The organism is Reyranella sp., from assembly GCF_050185545.1.
Classification (GTDB): Bacteria; Pseudomonadota; Alphaproteobacteria; order Reyranellales; family Reyranellaceae; genus Reyranella.
In genome coordinates this window covers 47195-67470 of record NZ_JBFWZI010000021.1, presented here as the reverse complement: position 1 = coordinate 67470, position 20276 = coordinate 47195, and the positions used below count along the sequence as shown (strand labels likewise).

Sequence of the window (20276 nt, the reverse complement as noted above, 5' to 3'; positions counted from 1 at the left end):
GACCATCTGGGCAAAGCTCACGCCCGACAGCGCATGGGCCTCGGGATGACGCCAGGCGGCGACATGCTGACCCGTTTCGTGCACGAATGCGCCGAGGCGCATCATCCGGCGTTGCGTCATGGTGCTCAGTACTCCAGCACTCGATCCTGGGGATCGTACAGCAGAGAAGGGTCCCGCGCCGCGACCGAGATGACAACAAGTATTGAACCGACTTTTCTTCCCTCCCCCGTAACCGGGGGAGGTGCCCCGTCATACGGGGCGGAGGGGGAAAGCCACGGTCGAGATCTATCCGATTCCGACGTCGGAAATTCAGAGATCTCGACTGAGACCATCCCCCTCCGCCCCTTCGGAGCGCCTCCCCCGATTACGGAGGAGGAAAGCAGAGCTATGCTGGCATCCAGGAGGATTCGTTCATGCTCACGCTCTATTTCGCGCCCGGGGCCAGCTCGATGGCGGCGCACATCGCCCTGCACGAGGTTGGTGCGACCTTCGAGGGCAAGCCCGTGTCGCTCGCCACCAAGGACACGCACACGCCGGAGTTCCTGGCCATCAATCCCGAGGGCAAGGTGCCGACGCTGCTGATCGACGGACGGCGGCTTACGGAAGTGGCGGGCATCCTGTTCTACCTCGCACGGCGCTTTCCCGAAGCGGGGCTGCTGCCGGCAGGCGACGTCGAGGCGGAGGCCCAGGTGGTGTCGTGGATGTCGTTCATCGCCTCGACAATCCATCCGGCGCGGCGTCAGGGGCTCGAGCACGCGCGCGGCGTCTACAAGCTCGCCGACCAGCGGCTGGGCAAGAACGATTGGGCCGTCGGCGGGCGCTTCTCGATCGCCGACATCCACCTGTTCCGCCTGTTCTGGCGGTTCCGAGGCTCGCTCAACCCCGAGCCCGGCGACTTCCCCAACATCGAGGCGCACTACGCTCGGATGATGGAGCGTCCAGCCGTCAAGAAGACGATCGAGGTCGAATCGAAGATCGGCTACGCGCTGCCGGCGTGACTTACTTTCCTCCCCAGCTTCGCTGGGGAGGTGTCCGCGTCTGCGCGGACCTGCCTTCGCCGAAGCGAAGCCGCTTCGGCTTCGCGCAGGCAGGCGGAGGGGTCATGGCCGGGAGCGCGCGACTCCGTGGCGCTCTTCTCGTCGATCACACATCCCATGAGCGCCACGGAGTGGCGCGCTCCCGGCCATGAGAAGCATGCCCCCTCCATCGCCGTAAGACGGCGACACCTCCCCAGCGAAGCTGGGGAGGAAAATGAGTCAAAACAGCTTGCCGCCGTTGGGCACGCTCTTGTCGGGGACGATGAGCACGACGCTGTTGTCGGCCATCGGAAAGCCGAGCGTCAGCACCTCCGACATGAACTTGCCGATCTGGCGCGGCGGGAAATTGACGACCGCGGCGACCTGGCGGCCGACCAGCGACTCGGGCGCGTAGTGAACGGTGAGCTGGGCCGAGGACTTCTTCACGCCGATGTCCGGCCCGAAATCGATCGACAGCCTGATGGCGGGCTTGCGCACGCCTTCCAGGATAGCCGCGTCGACAATGGTGCCGACGCGGATGTCTACCCTGGCGAAGTCTTCGTAAGTGATCGTGGTCATTGGCCCAACTTACCCTCGTCGGGCCACCGACGAGGAGACTTACTTCTTGGCGATCGCCGCCTTCACTTCGTCGGTGATCTCGCCAACTCGCGCGCTGAGCGCGGCAAGCGCCTCGGACTGGGCCTTGCCGAAAAGGTCGGCCAGTTCCTTGCTGTTCGCGATCGCGGTCTCGTAGCTCTTCTTCGCGAAATCGATCTGCTTGATCGCCTTCTCCTCGAAGGTCGCTGCGGCGAGCACTTCGCTGCCGTGCTTGGACAGGTCTTCCATCGCCGCGCGGACCATGTCGCCCTGGCGCTGGGCGATCGTCTTGATCGTCTCGACGGCGGTGCTGTTGGCGGTGGTCAGCGCCGCGAAGTTCTTGCGCGTCGTCTCGACCATGGTCTCGACATTGACGACCGGCATCTTGAAGTCGGCCGTGAACTTGGTGAAGTCGAAGTCGGCGAAGGGATTCTTGAAAGCGCCGTTGGCATACATGGGCGGGCTCCTGGGCAGGTACGGGCGTTCAAACGGGGCGAAAGGACCGCAATGCTGCGGTGCACAACGACGGGAAATGTAGGCGCCCGGCCGGCCAAGTCAAGGAATCATTTTGTGCACTGCACAAAGATTTCAGGTGGAGGCTTGGTCCGGGCTCGGCTCCGGGGCCTTCCCGTCAGGCCTTTTCGTATATTTATCAAAGAATTGAACCCATCGCTCAGCCCGCTTGAGGCGGCTGTCCAAGGCCGCCATGGTCTTGGAGGAGTCCGCCGTCTCATCGCGCTCGAAGACCCGCGAGACGGCTTGGTAGATGGCCAGCAGGCCGGTTTGCCGCAGCGCACCCGCCACGCCGTCGGTCGGCACGCCGGCCGCCTCCAGCATGGCGGCCATTGACCGCCGCACCGCCGGGCCGAGGGAGAGCGCCAGCAAAGGATCGCCGAGGCCGGCGCGGCGGATCGCCCGAACCGCGGCACGGTGCGGGCGCAGGGCGTCGAAGCGCCGCATCAGCACGTCGAACAGCCGGTCGCGCACCGTCTCCTCGGGATCGCCGGCGGCGGGCGTCCCGGCAATCACCTCGGCGTCGATGCGCGCCAGGAAGCCCGCGACCAGCGCCGCCTTGTCGGGGTAACGGCGATAGAGCTCGGCCAACGCGAGACCGGCGCCCGCCGCCACGTCGCGCAGGGCGACATTGGCATAGCCCTTCTCGGCGACCAGGCCGAGGAAGGCATCGAGGGCGGCGTCGGGCGCCTCTGTCATCCCGCGAGCTCCTTCGAGCGGCGTGAGGCCGCCGCCAGGGCCTTGTCGAACACCGGCTGGATGCCCTCGGGTGCCATCAGCACTTTCAAGGCCTCGGCGGTGGTGCCGCCCGGGCTGGTGACGTTGACGCGCAGCTGCGCGGCGGGCTCGCTCGACTGCCTGAGAAGCTCGCCGCTGCCGGCGACGGTGGCGCGGGCAAGCTGCATCGCCATGTCGGGCGAGAGCCCGAGCTTGGCGCCGGCCGCCGCCATCGCCTCGACCAGCAGGAAGACATAGGCCGGGCCGCTGCCCGACAACGCGGTCACCGGGTCCATCAGCGCCTCGTCGTCGACCCACAGCACCTGGCCGACCGCCTCGAGGAGATCGTGGCAGCGCTTCTTCTCCGCCGCCGACACGCCGCCGACCGCCGTCGCCACGGTGATGCCCTGGCGCACCGCCGCCGGCGTGTTGGGCATCGAGCGCACGATCTTGGCCGCGCTGCCGAGATGGGCGGCAAAATACTTCACGGTCTTGCCCGCCGCGATCGACAGGAACACCGCGCCATCATCGGCGAAGCGCCGCAGGTCGGACAGCACGCCGTCCATCGACTGCGGCTTCACGGCGAGCACGACGATCTCCGGCGTCTCGACGATCTCGGAGGTCGAGGCGACCGAGCGAATGCCATCCCGCTTGGGCCGCAGCGCCTCGACCGGCTCGGCGACGACGATGTCCTGCGGAGCAAGGCCGCGGGCCAGCCAGCCTTCCAGCATGGCACCGCCCATCTTGCCGCATCCGACCAGCATCAGCTTGCCCATGGCCAATCCCCCGCCCTCTTATCGGGTTTCCCCATCCTCTTATCGGCCCCTGAAGCGCGCCGTGCGCTTCTCGCGGAAGGCGGCAGCGCCCTCCTTGCGATCCTCGCTGTTGGCAATGCGCTCGAGCTTGTAGCGTTCCGGCACGAAGATCTCGGCCGGCCCGCGCGGCAGGGTCTGGTTGGCGAAGTCGCGCAGGGTGCGGATCACCAGCGGCGCCGATCCGGCGATGATCCCGGCCATGCGGCGCGCCTCTTCCCGCTCCTCGCCGAGCGGCACGACCTTGTTGACGAAGCCGACATCGTAGGCGCGCTTGACCGACACTTCCTCGCCGAGCAGCAGCAGCTCCATCGCCACCTTGTGCGGCATGCGCGAGACGATGCCCGGCATCAGGCCGCCGAACACGCCGACCTTGGCCTCGGGATACATGAACTTCGTGGTGTCGGCCGATACCATGAGATCGCAGGTCATCACCATGCAGATGGCGCCACCGATGACCCAGCCCTGGGTGCAGGCGATCACCGGCTTGGTGAGCTTGTGGCTGACGTCGGGCACCGCCTTCCACATCGCCGCCGGCGGCTCCTTGAGGTCGGCGCCGACACAGAAAGCCGGCCCGTCGGCTTGCAGAACGGCGACCTGATCGCCACCTGCTTCGAAGGCACAGTAGGCGTCGTAGAGGGCGTCGCACAGGACCTGGTTCAGCGCATTGCGCTTGTCCGCCCGCGTCATGGTTATGGTGGTGATGCCTTCGCTCGACTCGACTTTGACCAGGCCCACGGCGCCCTCCGGTGAATGTTGCGCCGGATGCTAGTGCGATTTCCGATTTGATGGAACCGCAAGCAGTTCCATCAAGTCGGAAATGCGCGCACTGTAAGTAGTTGTTGCGACAGGCACATTCCGTTCGGCTGTTCCAGCCGGCCGGAATGTGCTTCAGCAGCCGACCATACTTGGTGCACGAGGAGACAAGCTATGCAGACCCGCAATCCCTTCATCGACGACCTGACCAAGATGGCCAATGGCGCCATGGGCGCGTTGACCGGCATGAAGGACGAGGTCGAGGCCCGCTTCCGCGACCAGATCGCCAAGATCCTCGACGGCATGGACATTCCGCGCCGCGACGAGTTCGACGCCGTCAAGGCAATGGCCGTCAAGGCGCGCGAGGAGAACGAGGAGCTGAAGAAGCAGATCGCCGAGCTGCAGGCGAAGCTGGCGGACGGCGGGGAGGTGACCGAGATCCCGACGCCGGGCGCCGCCATTTCGCCGGAAGTGTAGCTCTGGGCGTAGAGACCCTCCCTTCGGGCTCGCCAAGACGGGCGCTACGCTCGGGATGACATGCTTGCACTGGAGGCGGCAGATGCGCCGTGGGTAGCAGGTTCAAATCCTGCCCCCGCAACCATTCCGGAGAACCTCCACCAGCTCCAGAGGCGCGATCCTTGTCGATCCTGCAAGAGACGCACCGCTGGAGTGACGCGCCGCAAGCAAATCTCGTCACCACGAAGCGCATCGACTGCCCTGCGCAACGCCGAAGGGAGGAATTACTCTTTTCTCAGGGATCCGGCGCCGCGTCTTCGATCAGCCCCTCCGCCCAATAATGGGCGTCGGACTCGCGCGCGTGGTCTGCCGCCATGCCGCGATAGGCCGCAATCAAATCGTCCTCGAGCCTCTTCACGGCGCCCTCGCCATGCGACTGGCATAGGTGCTTGCAGCCTCGTAGCATAGCGGCTCAGCGAGGAGAAAACGGGTATGCGCGTTGGAGTCGAGGTCGGGGGGACGTTCACCGATCTGGTGGCGGTCGAGGATGGTCGGGTGGTCGTCACCAAGGTGCCGAGCACGCCGCGCAGTCCCGACATCGGGGCGTTCGCCGCGCTGACCGCGGCCGGCATCGATCTCGCGCGCATCGAGGATCTCGGTCACGGCTCGACGGTGGCGACCAACGCGGTGCTGGAACGCAAGGGCGCGGCGGTGGCGTTCGTCGCCACGCGCGGCTTTCGCGATCTTCTCTTCATGCAGCGTCACGACCGGCGCAGCATCTACGACCTGTTCTACGCCAAGCCGGCGCCGCCAGTGCGGCGCAAGGATTGCTTCGAGGTGGCGGAGCGCATCGCGGCCGACGGCACGATCGACACACCGATCGACGAGGCAGCCGTCCGAAGCGGGCTGATCCCGGCGCTGAAGGCTGGCGGCTATCGCGCCGTGGCGATCTGCCTGCTCAATGCCTATGCCAATCCGGCGCACGAGCAGCGCCTGGCCACGCTGATTGCCGAGGCGCTGCCGGACGTGCTCGTCACGGCGAGCCATCAGGTGGCGCGCGAGTTCCGCGAGTTCGAGCGGGCCTCGACGACCTTGCTTTCGGCCTACGTCCAGCCGGTGATCGACGGTTATCTGCACCGCTTCGAGAGCAAGCTCGCGCAATCGGGCTTTCGCGGCCGCTTCACGGTGATGCAGTCCAATGGTGGCCGCCTGCCCGCCGAGGCGATGCGCCAGAGCGCCATCACGGCGCTCTATTCCGGGCCGGCGGCGGGTGTGGTCGGGGCGACGCGCCAGGCGGCGCGCTCGGGCTTCGACAATCTGATCACCTTTGACATGGGCGGTACCTCGACCGACGTCTGCTTGGTGCAGGACGGCCGGCCCTCGCTCGCTTCGGAGAGCGAGATCGACGGCCTGCCGATCCGCACACCGGTCCTCGACATCGTCTCGGTCGGCGCCGGCGGCGGCTCGATCGCCTGGGTCGACGACGGCGGCATGCTGCGCGTCGGCCCGCAGAGCGCCGGCGCCGATCCCGGCCCGGCCTGCTACGGCAAGGGCGGCACGGAGCCTACGACCACCGACGCCCATATCGTGATCGGCACGATCCGACCCGGCGCCTTCCTGGGCGGCCGCATGACACTCGACGGCGAGGCGGCGCGGCGCGCGTTCGAGCCCCTGGCGACGCGCTTCGGCCTCGGCATCGAGCAGGCCGCTTCGTCGGCCCTGCAGCTCGCCGACGCCAACATCGTGCGCGCCATCCAGCTGGTCTCGACCGAGCGCGGCCGCGACCCGCGCGATTACGCCCTGGTGCCGTTCGGCGGCGCCGGTCCGCTGCATGCCGCGCGCATCGCCGAGGAACTCGGCATCTCGACCATCGTCGTGCCGCCCAGCGCCGGCGTGATCTCGGCCTACGGTCTGGTGGCATCGGATTACACCAAGTTCGACACGATGACGCACAAGATGAAGCTCGACGACGCGGCGGCGGCAGAGGCCGGCCGCATCTTCGGCGATATGCGCGCGCGGCTCGCCAGCCAGTTCACCGACATGAAGCTGTCGGGCGAGCTCGTCTACACCCACACGCTCGACATGCGCTTCGTCGGCCAGGCCTTCGAGGTCGGCGTCGAGATCCCGGCGAGCCGCCTCGGCGCACTCGATGCGGCCTATCTCGCCGGCCTGTTCGCCGACGCCCATCACCGCACCTTCATGCACGGCGCCACGCTCAACCGGCCGGTCGAGATCGTGACCCTGCGCGTCGGCGCCACCCTGCCGATCGGCAGCGCGCCGCGCCTCAACCGCGAGGCCGAGGCGAGCCGCGGCGCCGCCTCCACACGAATCTTCCACGGCGAGGCCTGGATCGACTGCGCCCGCCACGCGGCGGAATCGCTCAGCCCCGGCCAGACCCTGTTGGGGCCGGCCGTCGTCGAGGGCTACACCGCCACCACCTGGGTGCCGGCCGGATGGACAGCGACCCTCGATGAAGCGGACAATATGATCCTGCGGAGATCACAATGAGCCAGCTCAGTCCCCTCGACTATGCCGTCATCAGCCAGGCGCTGATCGCCGCCGCGCGCGAGATGGGCGTGAAGCTGATCCGCTCGGCCTACTCGACCATCCTGCGCGAGGCGCGCGACGGCTCGGCGGGGCTGATGGACCGGCACGGCAACACCGTCGCCCAGGCCGAGCTGATCCCCATGCAGCTCGGGCCGATCGGCGAGACCTTGCGGGCCTGCCTGAAACGTCATCCGGTCGAGACGCTCCAGGAAGGCGATTTCCTGATCAACAACGACCCGTTCGAAGGCGGCCAGCACATCCCCGACGTGTTCATCTTCACGCCGATCTTCGTCGCTGGCCGAGTGGTGGGTTTTGGCGCGTCGGTGGCGCACCATCTCGATCTCGGCGGCGGTGCCCCGGGCCTCAACATTCATGCCTCCGACGTCTACCAGGAAGGCCTGCGCTTCCCGCCCAGCAAGTACGATTTCGCCCGCGACTGGAACGGCGGCAGCTTCGAGCGGCTGGTGACGGCGAACGTGCGCGTGCCCGACCTGACGATCGGCGATTTCAACGCCCAGTTCGCCGCCAATGCAATCGGCGTGCTGCGCGTGAAGCAGCTCTGCGAGCGCTACGGCGCCGACAAGGTCGAAGCGGCGATGACGGAGATGCAGGACTATTCCGAGCGCCGCGTGCGCGCCGCCATCGCGCAGGCGCCCAAGGGCACGTTCTACGGCGAGGACGCGGTCGACGATGACGGCCTCAGCGACGAGCCGCTGGTGGTGAAGGCCAGGGTGACGATCAGCGAGGATTCGGTCGAGATCGACTTCGAGGGCACCTGCGGCCAGGTCAAGCGCAACCTCAACTGCCCCTACTCGAGCACCCTGTCGGCGGCGCTGTCGTGCGTGAAGTCGGTGCTGACCAGCGCAGACATTCCCTACAACGAGGGCATGGCGCGCCCGATCCGCATAAAGGTGCCGTACGGCTCGCTGCTCAATCCGCGGCCGCCGGCGCCGGTGCGGGCGCGCATGATCCCGGCGTACCGCGCCTTCAACGCGGTGATGAAGGCGCTGGCGCAGGCGCTGCCCGACCGGGTGATCGCCACCGGCTTCGACAGCACGACGGCCCTCTGCCTCTCGCATCTCGGCGACAAGGGCTACAGCGTCTACCTGGAAATCTTCGGCGGCGGCTACGGCGCCTCGAAGGAAACCGACGGCTGCGACGCGGTCGACTCGCCGCTCAGCAATTGCTCCAACGCGCCGGTCGAATCGCTCGACATCGACTACGATTTCTTCCGCATCGTCGGCTACGAGCTGGCGCCCGATTCGTTTGGCCTCGGCGCGCGGCGCGGCGGCGCCGGCTTCTTCCGCCGCTGCGAGGTCCTGAAGGACGATGTGCAGCTCGCCATCTACTCCGACCGCTTCCGGCTGGCGCCCGAGGGCCTGCAGGGCGGTGAGCCGGGCCAGCGCGGCTACTGCCGCATCCTGCGCGCCAACGGCACGGTCGAGGAGCTGCGCAGCAAGGCCGCCGTCGATCTGGCCAAGGGCGACCTGGTCGAGATGTTCGTGGGCGGTGGCGGCGGCTTCGGCCGCCTCGCCGAGCGGCCCGACGCGATGATCGAGCGAGACTTGGCCGACGGAATGATCACGCGCGACCCCCGGGCGGCGCGCAAGCTCGCGGCGGAATAGGCCCGCGGCACGACATGGAACGCAGGGCCGACCTTCTCACGCTGCGCGTCGACCAGGTCGGCAGCCTGCTGCGGCCGCCGTCGCTGAAAGACGCGTTCCTCGCCTGCGCCAAGGGCGAGCTCGCGCGCGAGGCGCTCGACGAGCTGGTCGAGCAGGCGGTGCGCGACGTCGTGGCCCGGCAGCAGGCGATCGGCTTTCCGATCGTCACCGACGGCGAGTTCGGCCGCATCAACTGGCATGTGAGCTTCAGCAAGATCGAGGGCTGGGCGCTCGACGAGGCGTCGTGGCGATCCTTCCTCGCCAATCCCGCGATGCGCCATGAGCACGAACGCGCCAACACGATGGGCGCGGATGCCGTCCAGAGCTACAAGACCCCGGTTACGGCACGCCTGCGGCTGCTGAGCAATTTCCCGCTCGGCGAATATCGTCGCCTCGCCTCGATTGCCACCACACCGGGAAAGGCCATGCTGATGGGCCCGGACCGGGTCTCGCAGATGTGCGATCTCCCCGCTTCCAAGGCAACCTACAGCAGCGCCGACGCCTTCCTGGCCGATGTCGTCGACGTGCAGAGCCGCATGGTCGGCGAGCTGGTGGCGACGGGCTGCCCCTATGTGCAGCTCGATGAGCCGAGCTACACCGGCTATGTCGACCGCGCGACGCTCGAGCGCATGCGCGCCGCCGGCGAGGACCCGATGGCCAACCTCCGGCGCGCCATCAAGGCGTCGAACGCGGTGGTCGCCCCGCACGCCGGCAAAGCCGTGTTCGGCATCCACATCTGCCGCGGCAACCGCGCCAGCATGTGGCATCGCGAAGGCACCTATGACGGCATCGCCGAGGAGCTGTTCGCCACCCTGCGCTTCGATCGCCTGCTGCTGGAGTACGACACCGCCCGCGCCGGCGGCTTCGAGCCGCTGCGCTTCGTGCCCAGGGGCCCGGTTGGTAGCGCCCCAATCGTCGTACTTGGGCTGGTCACGACCAAGACCGGCACTGTCGAGACGGTCGACGCCCTGCAGCGCCGCATCGAGGAGGCGAGCCGCTTCATCGACATCGCGCAGCTCGCCATCAGTCCGCAATGCGGCTTCGCCTCGGGCATGTCCGGCAACGACCTCAGCCACGACCAGCAATGGCGCAAGCTCGAGGTTATTCTGGAAACAGCGCGGCGCGTCTGGCACTGATGGCAGCGGCCGGCAGACAGCGAGCCGGCCGGTGCGCCGGCGCGGCAACATCTGGCGAACCGGGCAGCCCAGGTGAAGGTGGAGCGTCATGTCTGTCTACGAAGTCTTGGTCTTTGCCGCGCTGGCCGGCGCCGCAGCCTATGCCTTCTTCCTCTACCGCTCCGACAGCCGTGCCCCGAAGACCCGAGAGACAGCACCGGCGGACCAGTTGATGTTTCGCCGCACGCCGCAGGACGGCGCCGCCGATCGCAAACGCCCCGGCGCCAAGAGTTAAAGGACGCTTCCGGCAAGCCGTGAAGCGCGCCATCGTGCAACACTCCCGGGCAGACCCGTGCTCGCCTCCGGGCGAATTTGTCCGGCGCCTTCAACGCAAGGCTGTGCTGTAGACGGGCTTTCGTCGGACGGGGTGGCGAATGCCGGAAATCCAGCTCATTCTGTCGTCGGCCGGTGCGGAAGGCCCTTCAGTGTCGGTCGCGATCTCGAAAGGAAGCATGGGCGTCGCCGCGATCTCGCCCGAGGCAACCCCGCAACTCCTTGCCTTCCGGGCACAGATCATCGAGATGATGAACGGCAAGCAGCGCTTCACGGCCGGCGAGCTGCGCAAGTTCGGCCAGGACATGCGCACCAACCTGTTGAATTCCGACATCGGCGCGACCTGGATCGACGCCGCCGCCGGCAACCGCGGCCTGGTGACGGGCTGGCGAAGGTGGCGAGCCTCGTAACCCTCGGCGCGCCCCACAATGGCGCGCCCATCGCCCTGGCGGGCATCGCGGGGCTGCACAAGACCAACTTCCTGTCGATCGGGCAATCGCAGCGACTGGCCAACGACGACCGCTGCCCGTCCCCGTCGCTCTACCAGCTGGCTCCCGCGTCGACCCAGCACTTCATTTGGAACGGCAAGCGAAGCAGCGCCCATGCAACCTACGCGGCGGATGTGCCGAGATCGCCGCCGCCGCCGGCCATTGGACGAAAGGCCTGGCGGCGTGGAAATCCCTCCGCGCGGGTCTGACCGGATCGAGGCCGCAGCATGTCCGCTGCTTCTACATGGTCGCCTCGCGGCAGCCGACGACTACCGGGGCCACATCGACAAACCGGCTGGTGACAACGGCCTTCCGGGTGCGTTCGTTTCGGGAGGCGGAAGCGCACGGACGGCGTCCCGACTCTACCACCGTGATCCGCGAACCGTCGATGCCGAGGCGGTGCGAACATGCTGCGGCGGTGCTGCAATCGAGCGGCATGGACGCGCCCCGTCATCGTGCAGCGCGGCGATCCATTGCGCTCCGACATGCCGGCCATTGGCTTTCATGTGGCGGAAGCTGGGTGCCGATTCTCATCTTACCCGACCGCGCGTCGTCTCCTAGAGTGAGATACGACACTGACGGAGCACCAGCATGGAGGTTGACTCGATGTATCTCCTGTCGCGACCGCGGGCGCTCGCCGAAGCACGGGGCCGTGCGCCCGAGCTCGAGCAGATCGGGCATACCGAGGCGTCTGGCCTCGCCGACATCCGGCTCGCGACTCATCGACTGTCGTCGTGCGGTCATTACTCCGGTACCTCGATTCTGGCAGACAAGCCGAGCACGGAGTTGCACACATGAGCCAGGCCGTGCGCATAGACTCCGAGACCGGCCGCAAGCTGTTCGCCACCCGCGCCGCCAAGGCGACCGACAGGATCGCCGGAAAGGGTTACTCGATCGTCGAGGACGCGGCCCTCAAGACCCTGCCGCCGCCGCCGCCCGGCGCGGTATTCGACGCCGAGGAACAGGCGAGGTACCGGAAATTCAAGGAAGCCCGCTCAGGCGCCGCCGACTACATCCGCCTCGAAGGCGAATTCGCCAGGTATCTGGAGGATGTCTATTCCGATGCGCCGGTGCCGCGCGACGCCCTCGACGACGACTGCGAGATCCTGGTGATCGGGGCAGGCTTCGGCGCCCTCCTCCTGTGGTACCGGCTGATGAAGGCCGGCTTCACCGACGTGCGCTTCTGCGAGAAGGGCGGCGATGTCGGCGGCACCTGGTACTGGAACCGCTATCCCGGCATCGCCTGCGACGTCGAGAGCTACAGCTACCTGCCGCTGCTCGAGGAGATGGGCCACATCCCGTCGATGAAGTTCGCCTCGGGTTTCGAGATCCTGGAATACTGCCAGCTCATGGCCGAGCGGTTCGGCTTCTACGACCGCTGCCTGTTTCACACCACGGTCGAGGAAACGGTGTGGGACGACAAGGCCAGGCGCTGGATCGTCAAAACCGACCGGGGCGATGCCATGCGCGCCTGCTTCGTCGTGCTGGCCAACGGCATCCTGACGACGCCGCGCCTCGCCAGGATCGAGGGGATGGAGACGTTCAGGGGCGAGGCCTTCCACACCTCGCGCTGGAACTACAACATCGAACTGCAGGGAAAAAGGGTCGGGATCATCGGCACCGGTGCCACGGCCGTGCAGGTCGTGCCCGAGATCGCCAAGGTGGTAAAATCGCTCCACGTCTTCCAGCGGACGCCCTCGTCCATCGATGTGCGCGACCAGCGCGCCACGACCGAGGAGGAGTACGCAACCTGGCCGCACGAGAAGGACTGGGCGGTCAAACGGCGCGAACGCCTGGCCCTCATCTCCGCCGGACGCACCGCGCTGCAGGGCAACGACGACTTCCTGTCGGGCAAGATCGTGGAGTACAAGCGCGCCAAGAAGCACGAGCGTGAGCTTTCGCCCGAGGAGATGATCCGGGCTCAGCTCAACACGAACTTCCGCATCATGGAGCAGATACGCGGCCGGGTGGATGCCGTTGTGAAGGACGCGAAAACGGCGGCGGCGTTGAAGCCTTACTATCCATATGGCTGCAAGCGGCCGACCTTCCACGACGAATACCTGTCCGCCTTCAACCTGGACCACGTCCACCTCGTCGACACGGCGCCTACCGGCGTGAAACTAATCAACCAACGAGGCGTCGTTCATGGCGGCGTGGAGTATCCGCTCGATGTGCTGATCTACGCGACCGGGTTCGAATGGATGGGCACCGGCTCCTTCAACATGATTCGCGGGCTGGGAGGGCGGACGCTGAAGGAGAAGTGGGAGGCGGAAGGAACGAAGACCTTCCTCGGCATGCATTCGGCCGGTTTCCCCAATCTCCTCATCATGAACGGCCCGCAGGGCGGCGGTGGCCAGTTCAATTTCACCCGCGTCGCCGAAATGCACGCCCACTACATCGTCTGGGCTCTGGAGACGGTCAGGGCGCGCGGCGCGGCAACCATCGACGTGACCCAGGAGGCGGAAGAGGAGTACACCCAGCACTGTGCCGAAATGGATTTGCTGTCGGCACCGTTGCGGGACTGCCTCTCCTACTACAACGGTGACGGCAAGGCGAAGCCGGGCAGCCTCGCCTACTACGGCGGCGGCAAACGCTGGCACGACAGGCGCGAGGCGGCGCAGACATCGATGACGCCCTATCGGTTGGCGTAGCGGCTCCAACGGGAGCACGCCCCTGCGCGCGCCGAATGCCCGACGGAGGGAGGGCAAATATGGCGGAACTGGCAGGCAAGGTCGGCGTCATCAACACCGGCTCGATCGCCGGGGTGATCGCCGGCCGAGGCCCGATCGTCTGTTCCGCCGCCAAGGCGGCGGTGATCCACATGACCAAGGCGGCGGCGATGCCGCTCTGAGAGGCCTCGATTCGCGTCAACTGCATCTGTCCGGGCGCAATCGCGACGCCACTCTCGGCGAACACCGTGGGCAAGCCGGATTCGCTCATCGAGGAGCGCATCTCGGACTACGCCGGCCTCCAACCGATCCCTCGCGCCGGTCGGCCAGACGACATTGCGCAAATGGCGCTCTTCCTGGCGAGCGACCGCTCCAGCTTCGTCACCGGCCAAGCCATTGTCGTCAACGGCGGCGGCGCCACCGGCGTCATGTGGGCCGATCAGAAGTCCGCCTACAAGACCCATCGCCCCATACGGGCCTACAATCCGGATCGGGTGTGAGCGGAGTGGAGACGTCTACAATGCCTCCCCCGTAGTCGCAGGACATTCGCATATGAAAAAGCGCCGTCATCCCGAGCGGAGCCGAGCGAAGCGAGGTGTAGTCGAGGGACCTCTCTTATTGCAGCACCAGCGAGAAAGGTCCCTCGACTATGTCGCCCTTCGGGCGGCTCCGCTCGGGATGACGGCGCTTTTTCATATGCGAATGCCCTGCGATTACGGGAGAAACACCCAGCACGCCCGGCGCGCAGCACGATGCTGAAATATTCGGGGCGGTACCGCCCCGAATTTCATAGGAGGGCTTTGAGCAGACGGGCCGTCACGCCGCGCCGACCGACTCGAGATAGAGCCTGCTTGCCCGGGCCGTCACCGGGCCCGGCTTGCCGTCGGCAATCGGGCGACCGTCGACGCGAGTCACCGGCGTCACGCCGCCCAGGGTGCCGGTGACGAACGCCTCGTCGGCCGAATAGACCTGCGCGAGGGTGAAGTCGCACTCGCTGGCGACGCCGCCGGCGGCCCGCCACGCCGCGATCACGTTGCCCTGGGTGATGCCCTTGAAGCTGTAGAGGCTGGTCGAGGTCCACAGCTCGCCCTTGCGCACGATGAAGAAGTTGGTCGAGTTGCACGAGGCCACGAAGCCGCGCGGGTCGAGCATCAGGGCTTCGTCGGCGCCCGCCTTGATCGCCTGGATCAGCGCCTGGATGAGGTTGAGCCGGCTGTGCGAGTTGAGCCGCATGTCGAACGTGTCGGGGTTGCTGGTGCGGAAGGTCGACGTGAACAGTGAATAGCCCCTGGCCTTGGCCTCCGGCAGCGGTGACTTGTACTCGGCCACGACCACGATCGTCGGACCGGAGACGATGAAGCGCGGATCCTGGTTGGGCGTGCTCTTGATGCCGCGGGTGATCATCATCCTGATATGCGCGCCATCCGTCATGCCGTTGGCGTCGAGCGTATCCTGCACCGCCTTCACGACGCCGGCGCGATCGAGGCCGATATCGAGATCGATCGCGCGGGCGCCCTCGAACAGGCGGTCGAGATGGGCCTCGAGACTGATCAACTTGCCTTTGACCAGCCGCAGCCCTTCCCACACACCGTCGCCCAGCACGAAGCCGGCATCGAAGATCGACACGCGCGCTTCATTGCGCGGCACGAACGCACCGTTGACGTAGACCAGGACCGTGTCGTTGCGCGAATCGGCCTTGTATCCCTGTGCGCTGTATCCCCGCGCGCCGTATCCCTGTGCGCCTGGGGCGCTCGTTGCTTCCTTCACGGTCCTGCTTGCTCCTAGAAGCTGAATTGGCGGTGACTGGCGAGAAAGGCGCGCGTGCGCTCCCTCTGCGGGTTCTTGAGGACCGCGTCGGGCGTGCCCTGCTCGTGGATCGCCCCGTCGGCCAGGAAGATCACCCGCGTCGCCATGTGGTAGGCAAAGCCCACCTCGTGCGTGACCAGCAGCATGGTGCGGCCTTCCTCGGCCAGCGCCAGGATCACGCCCAGCACCTCGCTCACCAGCCCGGGATCGAGCGCCGAGGTCGGCTCGTCGAACAGCAGCAGCTCGGGATCCATGGCGAGCGCACGGGCAATGGCGACGCGCTGCTTCTGGCCACCCGACAGATGGGCGGGCCAGGTCTCGGCCTTGTCGACGAGGCCGACGCGCGCCAGCTCCTTCTCGGCGCGCGCCCGCGCCTCGGCCTTCGGCTGGCGCCGCACGGTAAGCAGCCCCTCCATCACGTTGCCGATCGCCGTCATGTGCGGGAAGAGATTGAACAGCTGGAACACCATGCCGACGCGCTGGCGCACGGCGGTAAGCTCGTCCTCGCGATAGACGACCGACCGGCCGCGTTCGCTGCCGATCATTCGCCCGTCGAGCTCGATGCGACCCGCCGTCGGCAGCTCCATGAAGTTGAGGCAGCGCAGCAGGGTGCTCTTGCCCGAACCCGATGCGCCGAGAATGGCGATGCGCTCGCCCCGCTCGACGTCGAGATCGATGTCGCCCAGGACCTCGTTGTCGCCGAAGCGCTTGGCGAGGCCGCGAACCCGCAGGATCGTCATTCGTTCCTCCGGAGCCGTCGCTCCAGCAGGTAGGTGAGCTGGACGAGCGGCCACAGGATGACGAAGAAGATAACGGCGATGGTCGTATAGGCCTCGATCGGATTGAAATTCAGCGAGGCAATCAGCTTGCCCTGCTGCAGCAGCTCGACATAGGCCACCGCCGAGGCCAGCGTGGTCATCTTGAACACCTCGATCGCGCGGTTGGTGAGCGCGGGCGTCATGCGCTTCAGCGCCTGGGGCAGGATGACCCTGCGCATCACCTGGCTCCACCGCATGCCGATCGCCCGGGCGCCGTCCCATTGACCGCGCTCGATCGACTGGATGCCGCCGCGATAAATGTCTGCGGAGAAGGCCGCGGTATTGAGCGAGATGCCGAGTGACGCCGCTGCCAGCGAGCTGATCTCGAACGGCGCCACGATGGGCAGCGCGAAATAGAACCACAGCATCTGCACCAGAACGGGCGTGTTGCGGAAGAACTCGACGAACGCCGCAACCGGCAGGTTGAACCACTTCGTATGGGCATAGCGCCCGAGGCCGACCACCAGGCCCAGTCCCAACCCGAGCACCAGGCAGATCGCGAAGAGCCGCACCGTGCCGATGGCGCCGGCGATCAGCGCATCCGAATTGGCGAAGATCGAGGCGAAGTCCCAGGTCTGTGCCATGCGCCGGCTCAATGCACCGTCGACTCGCCGCTCACGGCGAGCCGCCGCTCGAGCCGTCGCGCCAGCAGGCTGAAGCCGAAGATCACGACGAAATAGATGAGCGCCGCGGTGGTGAAGGTCTCGAGTGGACGATAGGTCTTCTGGGCGATCGCGTTGGCCTCATAGAGGAGATCGGCATAGGCGATGGTGGCGACCAGGGTCGTGGTCTTCATCAGCTCGATCGAGCGCTCCAGGAAAGCCGGGATCATGCGCGTCACCGCCTGGGGCAGGACGATCCTGTTGAGCGCCTGGCGCCGCGACATGCCGATCGCCAGCGCGCCCTCCCACTGGCCGCGCTCGATCGACTGGATGCCGGCGCGGAAGACCTCGGCGAAGAATGCCGCCGACTGGATCGAGAAGGTGACGACGGCGGCGGCGAACGGCGTCATCTCGATGCCCAGGATCAGCGGCAGCGCGAAGAAGAACCAGAAGAGCTGGACCAGCGGCGGCGTCGTGCGGAAGATCTCGATGACAAGGCCGGCCGGCCATGAAAGCCAGCGCCGTGGCGAGAGCCGCAGCAACGCCAGGACGAGGCCGAGCACCAGACCGCACGCCAGCGAGACGGCCGTCACCCTGAGCGTGTTGACCAGGCCTTCCGCCAACAGGCCGGCGTTGGCGAAGACCGGCGTGAAGTCCCACTGGTACATCGGCTGCCGCGGCGACAGTCAGGTGATCATCTCCTTGATGATCGGCGGCACCGTCTTGGGGTCGAGACCGAAATCGGCGAGCGACTGCTCGTACCATTTCTGCGTCTGGCCGCTGCGGTAGTACTCGCCGACCGCCTTGTCGATCCAGGCCACGAAGGCCGTGTCGCCCTTGCGCGCGGCGACGCTCGAGGGCACCGACTCGGCCGGCGTCGGCACCACGAGCTTGCCCTTGCCGAGCTTCTGCCGGGCCGCGAGCAGGGGCGGATGGAACATGCCGACCGCATCGACCCGGCCCGACTGGAAGGCCGCGATCGCCTCGACGTTGCCGGGGAAGCGCTGGATGTCGGCCTTCGGCGTATGCTTGGTGAGGAACGAGTCCACGGTCGTCGCCTGGGCGCAGGACAGGCGTACGCCCGGCTTGTTGAGATCCTCCCAGGTCTTCACCGGCAGGTCGTCGCGCGCCAGGACCGCGAGCGAGTACCAGAGCAGCGCGGTCGCGGGAAAGTCGACGGCCTGCTTGCGCTCCGCCGTGGCGTCGAGCACGAACATCAGATCGATCTTGTTGCCTTGCAGCGCCGCGATCGCATTGCCCCAGGAGACCTCCACCGGCTCGAACTTGACGCCGAGCGATTGCGCCATCGCCTTGCCCATGAACACGCCAAGCCCGGACGACCATTGGCCGGTCTTGGGGTCCTTGGAGTACCAGGGCGGCGCCTGGGTCACGCCGACACGCAGGGTGCCGCGTTTCTTCACCTCGTCCAGCGTCCCGTCGGCGCGCGCGACGAGCGGCAGGGCGAGCAGGCCGCTTCCGGCGGCCGCGACGGCGATCAATGAACGGCGACTGATGGTCATGTGACGACTCCCCTCTTCGACTTCCCCGTATTCGTCGGCCCCGTATTCGTCGGCAACGAGCGCAGGAAACGCTCGGTGGTCTCGGCGCCGCGCCGCATGTGATCGGCAATCTCGAGCCGCATCGCCGCGAGATCGTCGCCCAGCGCGGCCGCGATGTAGCTGTCGTGGCTGTCGCGCCGCGGACCGCGCCGGCCGTGCGCGCGATGATGGGCCGCCCAGTAGAGCTGCAAGCGGCCGCGCAGGCCGTGCCAGGCGCGCTGCAGCAACTTGTGGCCGCTCGTCTCGTAGACCAGGCCATGCAGCTCGAGCTCGCTGGCGATGCTGGCGCGATCGTCGCCGGCGTCGATGGTGGCAAGCAGGGCCGCGTTGCGACGCTCAAGCTCGCGCCGGAAGCGATCGTCCCGCCGCTCCCACACCTGCTCGAAGGCGAAGATTTCCAAGGCGGTGCGCAGCGAATAGATCTCGCGCACGTCCTCGACCGACAGCGAGGCCACATGCGTGCCGGTGTAGGGCACCGTGACCAGCAGTCCCTCCTCGACCAGCTGCCGCAGCGCCTCGCGCAGCGGTCCGCGACTGACGTCGAAGCGCTGCGACAGCGCCGTCTCCACCAGCGGCGCGCCGGGCACGATGTCACCCGCCAGGATCGCCGCCCGCAGCCGCTCGGCGACATGCGCACGCAGCGTGCTCCGCGGAACGGGGTCCAGCGGCGAGATGACATCGGCTGGCGAGAGGTCAGGCAGTGACAACAAATGCCCTCGGCGTTGGCGCCGTCGTCGATTGTTGACAATCTACCAAAGATGCTCGCGCCGTCAACAAACTGTAAAGGAGATGGGCCGGACGACCCTCCTCGATCGAGAGCGACTATCTTCTGGGCGTCGCCGATGAGCCCCCGGCTTGGTGCCCTGCGCTTTCGTCGAACAGGAGAGCGGGTGTTCCAAGCACCAAGTCGCACGGGCGTGCCCGCTCTGATCCACCCGGGCCGCCTCCTCCAGGTCACCGAACGCATCTTTCGCGACGAAGAGACCGACGAGGACATCCAGCTAATCTTTGCGCCCGGAACGTCGCTGGGCGGTGCGCGCCCCAAGGCGTCCGTCATCGACCAGCACGGCCGGCTCTCCATCCTGAAGTTTCCGAAGGAGATCGATGACTACAGCATCGAGACATGGGAGGAGATCGCCTTCCGCCTCGCCGAAAGGGCCGGCATTGCCACGCCCTCCCACGAACTGCTGCAAGTTGCCGGAAAGCCCGTGCTGCTGTCGCGACGCTTCGACCGGATGGGCACCTTTCGCATCCCATTCCTGTCCGCGATGGCGATGACTGGATGACGGACGGCGAACGCGGCAGCTATCCTGAAATCGTCGATGCGCTCACGCAGCACGGCGCGCGGGCAAAGGCCGATGCACAGGCACTCTGTCGTCGTGTCGCCTTCAATGTGCTGATCTCCAACGTCGACGATCACCTCCGCAACCACGGCTTTCCCTGGCTCGGCAAGGCCGGCTGATCGCTATCGCCGGCCTATGACCTCAACCCGGTTCCGACCGATCTCAAGGCCCGTGCGCTGACGACCAACATCGATCTCGACGAGGGTACCTGCTCGATCGACCTTCTGGAGGCGGCCTCGGAATACTCCGGTCTCAGCCTCGCGGCGGCGCGCGGCATCATCAAGGAAGTCGCGGCGGCCACCTCGACCTGGCGGCAGGTCGCAGGCGAGGTTGGCGCCCGATCCAGCGAAATCGCCCGCATGGCGAGCGCGTTCGACCACGACGATCTCAAGCGCGGTCTCGCGCAACAGCCAACAACGCTGGATGAACGATTGCGCCACCGTCACGCCACGAATACGCCGAGCC

The 20276-nt window shown here is 66.9% G+C and carries 23 protein-coding genes and 1 pseudogene; 12 read left to right on the top strand and 12 right to left on the bottom strand.

The window, feature by feature from the left end; genetic code table 11:
* Positions 1-413: 413 nt before the first annotated feature.
* Complete coding sequence (locus AB7O82_RS08580) at positions 414-998, top strand: glutathione S-transferase family protein (RefSeq protein ID WP_428549790.1); 585 nt, start codon at positions 414-416, stop codon at positions 996-998.
* Positions 999-1256: 258 nt separating this feature from the next.
* Here AB7O82_RS08580 and AB7O82_RS08575 read toward each other — a convergent pair whose 3' ends face one another.
* From AB7O82_RS08575 to AB7O82_RS08555, 5 genes are all read right to left on the bottom strand, one after another.
* Positions 1257-1595: a tRNA-binding protein gene (locus AB7O82_RS08575; RefSeq protein WP_428549788.1), complete on the bottom strand. Its 339-nt coding sequence runs from the start codon at positions 1593-1595 to the stop codon at positions 1257-1259.
* Positions 1596-1634: 39 nt separating this feature from the next.
* The gene (locus tag AB7O82_RS08570; RefSeq protein ID WP_428549786.1) at positions 1635-2069 is read right to left on the bottom strand and encodes a phasin family protein; all 435 of its coding nucleotides are present in this window, start codon (positions 2067-2069) and stop codon (positions 1635-1637) included.
* Positions 2070-2201: 132 nt separating this feature from the next.
* Entirely contained in the window at positions 2202-2825 is a 624-nt protein-coding gene (locus AB7O82_RS08565; RefSeq protein WP_428549784.1) for a TetR family transcriptional regulator, read from the bottom strand.
* On the bottom strand, positions 2822-3619 hold the full coding sequence (proC, locus tag AB7O82_RS08560; RefSeq protein ID WP_428549782.1) for a pyrroline-5-carboxylate reductase: 798 nt from the start codon (positions 3617-3619) through the stop codon (positions 2822-2824). The genes AB7O82_RS08565 and proC overlap by 4 nt, the downstream gene beginning before the upstream one ends.
* 39 nt (positions 3620-3658) lie before the next feature.
* Positions 3659-4393 carry an enoyl-CoA hydratase/isomerase family protein gene (locus tag AB7O82_RS08555; protein WP_428549780.1) on the bottom strand — a complete coding sequence of 245 codons (735 nt, stop codon included), beginning with the start codon at positions 4391-4393 and terminating at the stop codon, positions 3659-3661.
* 192 nt (positions 4394-4585) lie between these two features.
* Between AB7O82_RS08555 and AB7O82_RS08550 the strand changes: the two genes are divergently transcribed.
* Positions 4586-4888, top strand: coding sequence for an accessory factor UbiK family protein (locus AB7O82_RS08550; protein WP_428549778.1), 303 nt, complete (start codon positions 4586-4588; stop codon positions 4886-4888).
* A 274-nt stretch (positions 4889-5162) separates the two neighbouring features.
* On the opposite strand, the gene AB7O82_RS08545 is transcribed toward AB7O82_RS08550, so the two are convergent.
* Positions 5163-5285 (bottom strand): hypothetical protein, encoded by a 123-nt coding sequence (locus AB7O82_RS08545; protein ID WP_428619197.1) that lies wholly within the window; start codon positions 5283-5285, stop codon positions 5163-5165.
* Positions 5286-5359: 74 nt separating this feature from the next.
* Between AB7O82_RS08545 and AB7O82_RS08540 the strand changes: the two genes are divergently transcribed.
* The 9 genes from AB7O82_RS08540 to AB7O82_RS08500 all read left to right on the top strand — a co-directional run bounded on the left by AB7O82_RS08540 (position 5360) and on the right by AB7O82_RS08500 (position 14183).
* Positions 5360-7375: a hydantoinase/oxoprolinase family protein gene (locus AB7O82_RS08540; RefSeq protein WP_428619194.1), complete on the top strand. Its 2016-nt coding sequence runs from the start codon at positions 5360-5362 to the stop codon at positions 7373-7375.
* A complete protein-coding gene (locus tag AB7O82_RS08535) occupies positions 7372-9039 on the top strand; it encodes a hydantoinase B/oxoprolinase family protein (protein ID WP_428545815.1) in 1668 nt (555 codons plus the stop codon). The genes AB7O82_RS08540 and AB7O82_RS08535 overlap by 4 nt, the downstream gene beginning before the upstream one ends.
* A 14-nt stretch (positions 9040-9053) precedes the next feature.
* Positions 9054-10214 carry a hypothetical protein gene (locus tag AB7O82_RS08530; RefSeq protein WP_428545812.1) on the top strand — a complete coding sequence of 387 codons (1161 nt, stop codon included), beginning with the start codon at positions 9054-9056 and terminating at the stop codon, positions 10212-10214.
* Positions 10215-10302: 88 nt separating this feature from the next.
* Positions 10303-10488: a hypothetical protein gene (locus tag AB7O82_RS08525; RefSeq protein ID WP_428619191.1), complete on the top strand. Its 186-nt coding sequence runs from the start codon at positions 10303-10305 to the stop codon at positions 10486-10488.
* Between the two features lie 190 nt (positions 10489-10678).
* Positions 10679-10936 (top strand): hypothetical protein, encoded by a 258-nt coding sequence (locus tag AB7O82_RS08520; protein WP_428619190.1) that lies wholly within the window; start codon positions 10679-10681, stop codon positions 10934-10936.
* Complete coding sequence (locus AB7O82_RS08515) at positions 10921-11223, top strand: hypothetical protein (protein ID WP_428619187.1); 303 nt, start codon at positions 10921-10923, stop codon at positions 11221-11223. Before AB7O82_RS08520 ends, AB7O82_RS08515 begins: the two co-directional genes overlap by 16 nt.
* A gap of 585 nt (positions 11224-11808) precedes the next feature.
* Complete coding sequence (locus AB7O82_RS08510; RefSeq protein ID WP_428545803.1) at positions 11809-13665, top strand: flavin-containing monooxygenase; 1857 nt, start codon at positions 11809-11811, stop codon at positions 13663-13665.
* A gap of 59 nt (positions 13666-13724) precedes the next feature.
* Positions 13725-13865, top strand: coding sequence for a hypothetical protein (locus AB7O82_RS08505; protein WP_428545800.1), 141 nt, complete (start codon positions 13725-13727; stop codon positions 13863-13865).
* 66 nt (positions 13866-13931) lie between these two features.
* Positions 13932-14183, top strand: a complete 252-nt coding sequence (locus tag AB7O82_RS08500; RefSeq protein ID WP_428545797.1) for an SDR family oxidoreductase — start codon at positions 13932-13934, stop codon at positions 14181-14183.
* Positions 14184-14499: 316 nt separating this feature from the next.
* Here the strand turns inward: AB7O82_RS08500 and AB7O82_RS08495 are convergent, their stop codons facing one another.
* The 6 genes from AB7O82_RS08495 to AB7O82_RS08470 are packed head-to-tail and all read right to left on the bottom strand — an operon-like array spanning position 14500 to position 19175.
* On the bottom strand, positions 14500-15450 hold the full coding sequence (locus AB7O82_RS08495) for an aminotransferase class IV (protein ID WP_428545794.1): 951 nt from the start codon (positions 15448-15450) through the stop codon (positions 14500-14502).
* Positions 15451-15464: 14 nt separating this feature from the next.
* Positions 15465-16229 (bottom strand): amino acid ABC transporter ATP-binding protein, encoded by a 765-nt coding sequence (locus AB7O82_RS08490; protein ID WP_428545791.1) that lies wholly within the window; start codon positions 16227-16229, stop codon positions 15465-15467.
* The gene (locus AB7O82_RS08485) at positions 16226-16891 is read right to left on the bottom strand and encodes an amino acid ABC transporter permease (protein ID WP_428545788.1); all 666 of its coding nucleotides are present in this window, start codon (positions 16889-16891) and stop codon (positions 16226-16228) included. Before AB7O82_RS08485 ends, AB7O82_RS08490 begins: the two co-directional genes overlap by 4 nt.
* Before the next feature lie 8 nt (positions 16892-16899).
* Positions 16900-17577 carry an amino acid ABC transporter permease gene (locus AB7O82_RS08480; RefSeq protein ID WP_428545785.1) on the bottom strand — a complete coding sequence of 226 codons (678 nt, stop codon included), beginning with the start codon at positions 17575-17577 and terminating at the stop codon, positions 16900-16902.
* Positions 17578-17595: 18 nt separating this feature from the next.
* Positions 17596-18429 (bottom strand): transporter substrate-binding domain-containing protein, encoded by an 834-nt coding sequence (locus AB7O82_RS08475; RefSeq protein ID WP_428545782.1) that lies wholly within the window; start codon positions 18427-18429, stop codon positions 17596-17598.
* A complete protein-coding gene (locus tag AB7O82_RS08470; RefSeq protein ID WP_428545779.1) occupies positions 18426-19175 on the bottom strand; it encodes a GntR family transcriptional regulator in 750 nt (249 codons plus the stop codon). Before AB7O82_RS08470 ends, AB7O82_RS08475 begins: the two co-directional genes overlap by 4 nt.
* 107 nt (positions 19176-19282) lie before the next feature.
* Here AB7O82_RS08470 and AB7O82_RS08465 point away from each other — a divergent pair.
* Positions 19283-20215: pseudogene (locus AB7O82_RS08465) on the top strand (type II toxin-antitoxin system HipA family toxin); the annotation flags it as partial.
* Between the last annotated feature and the right edge of the window lie 61 nt (positions 20216-20276).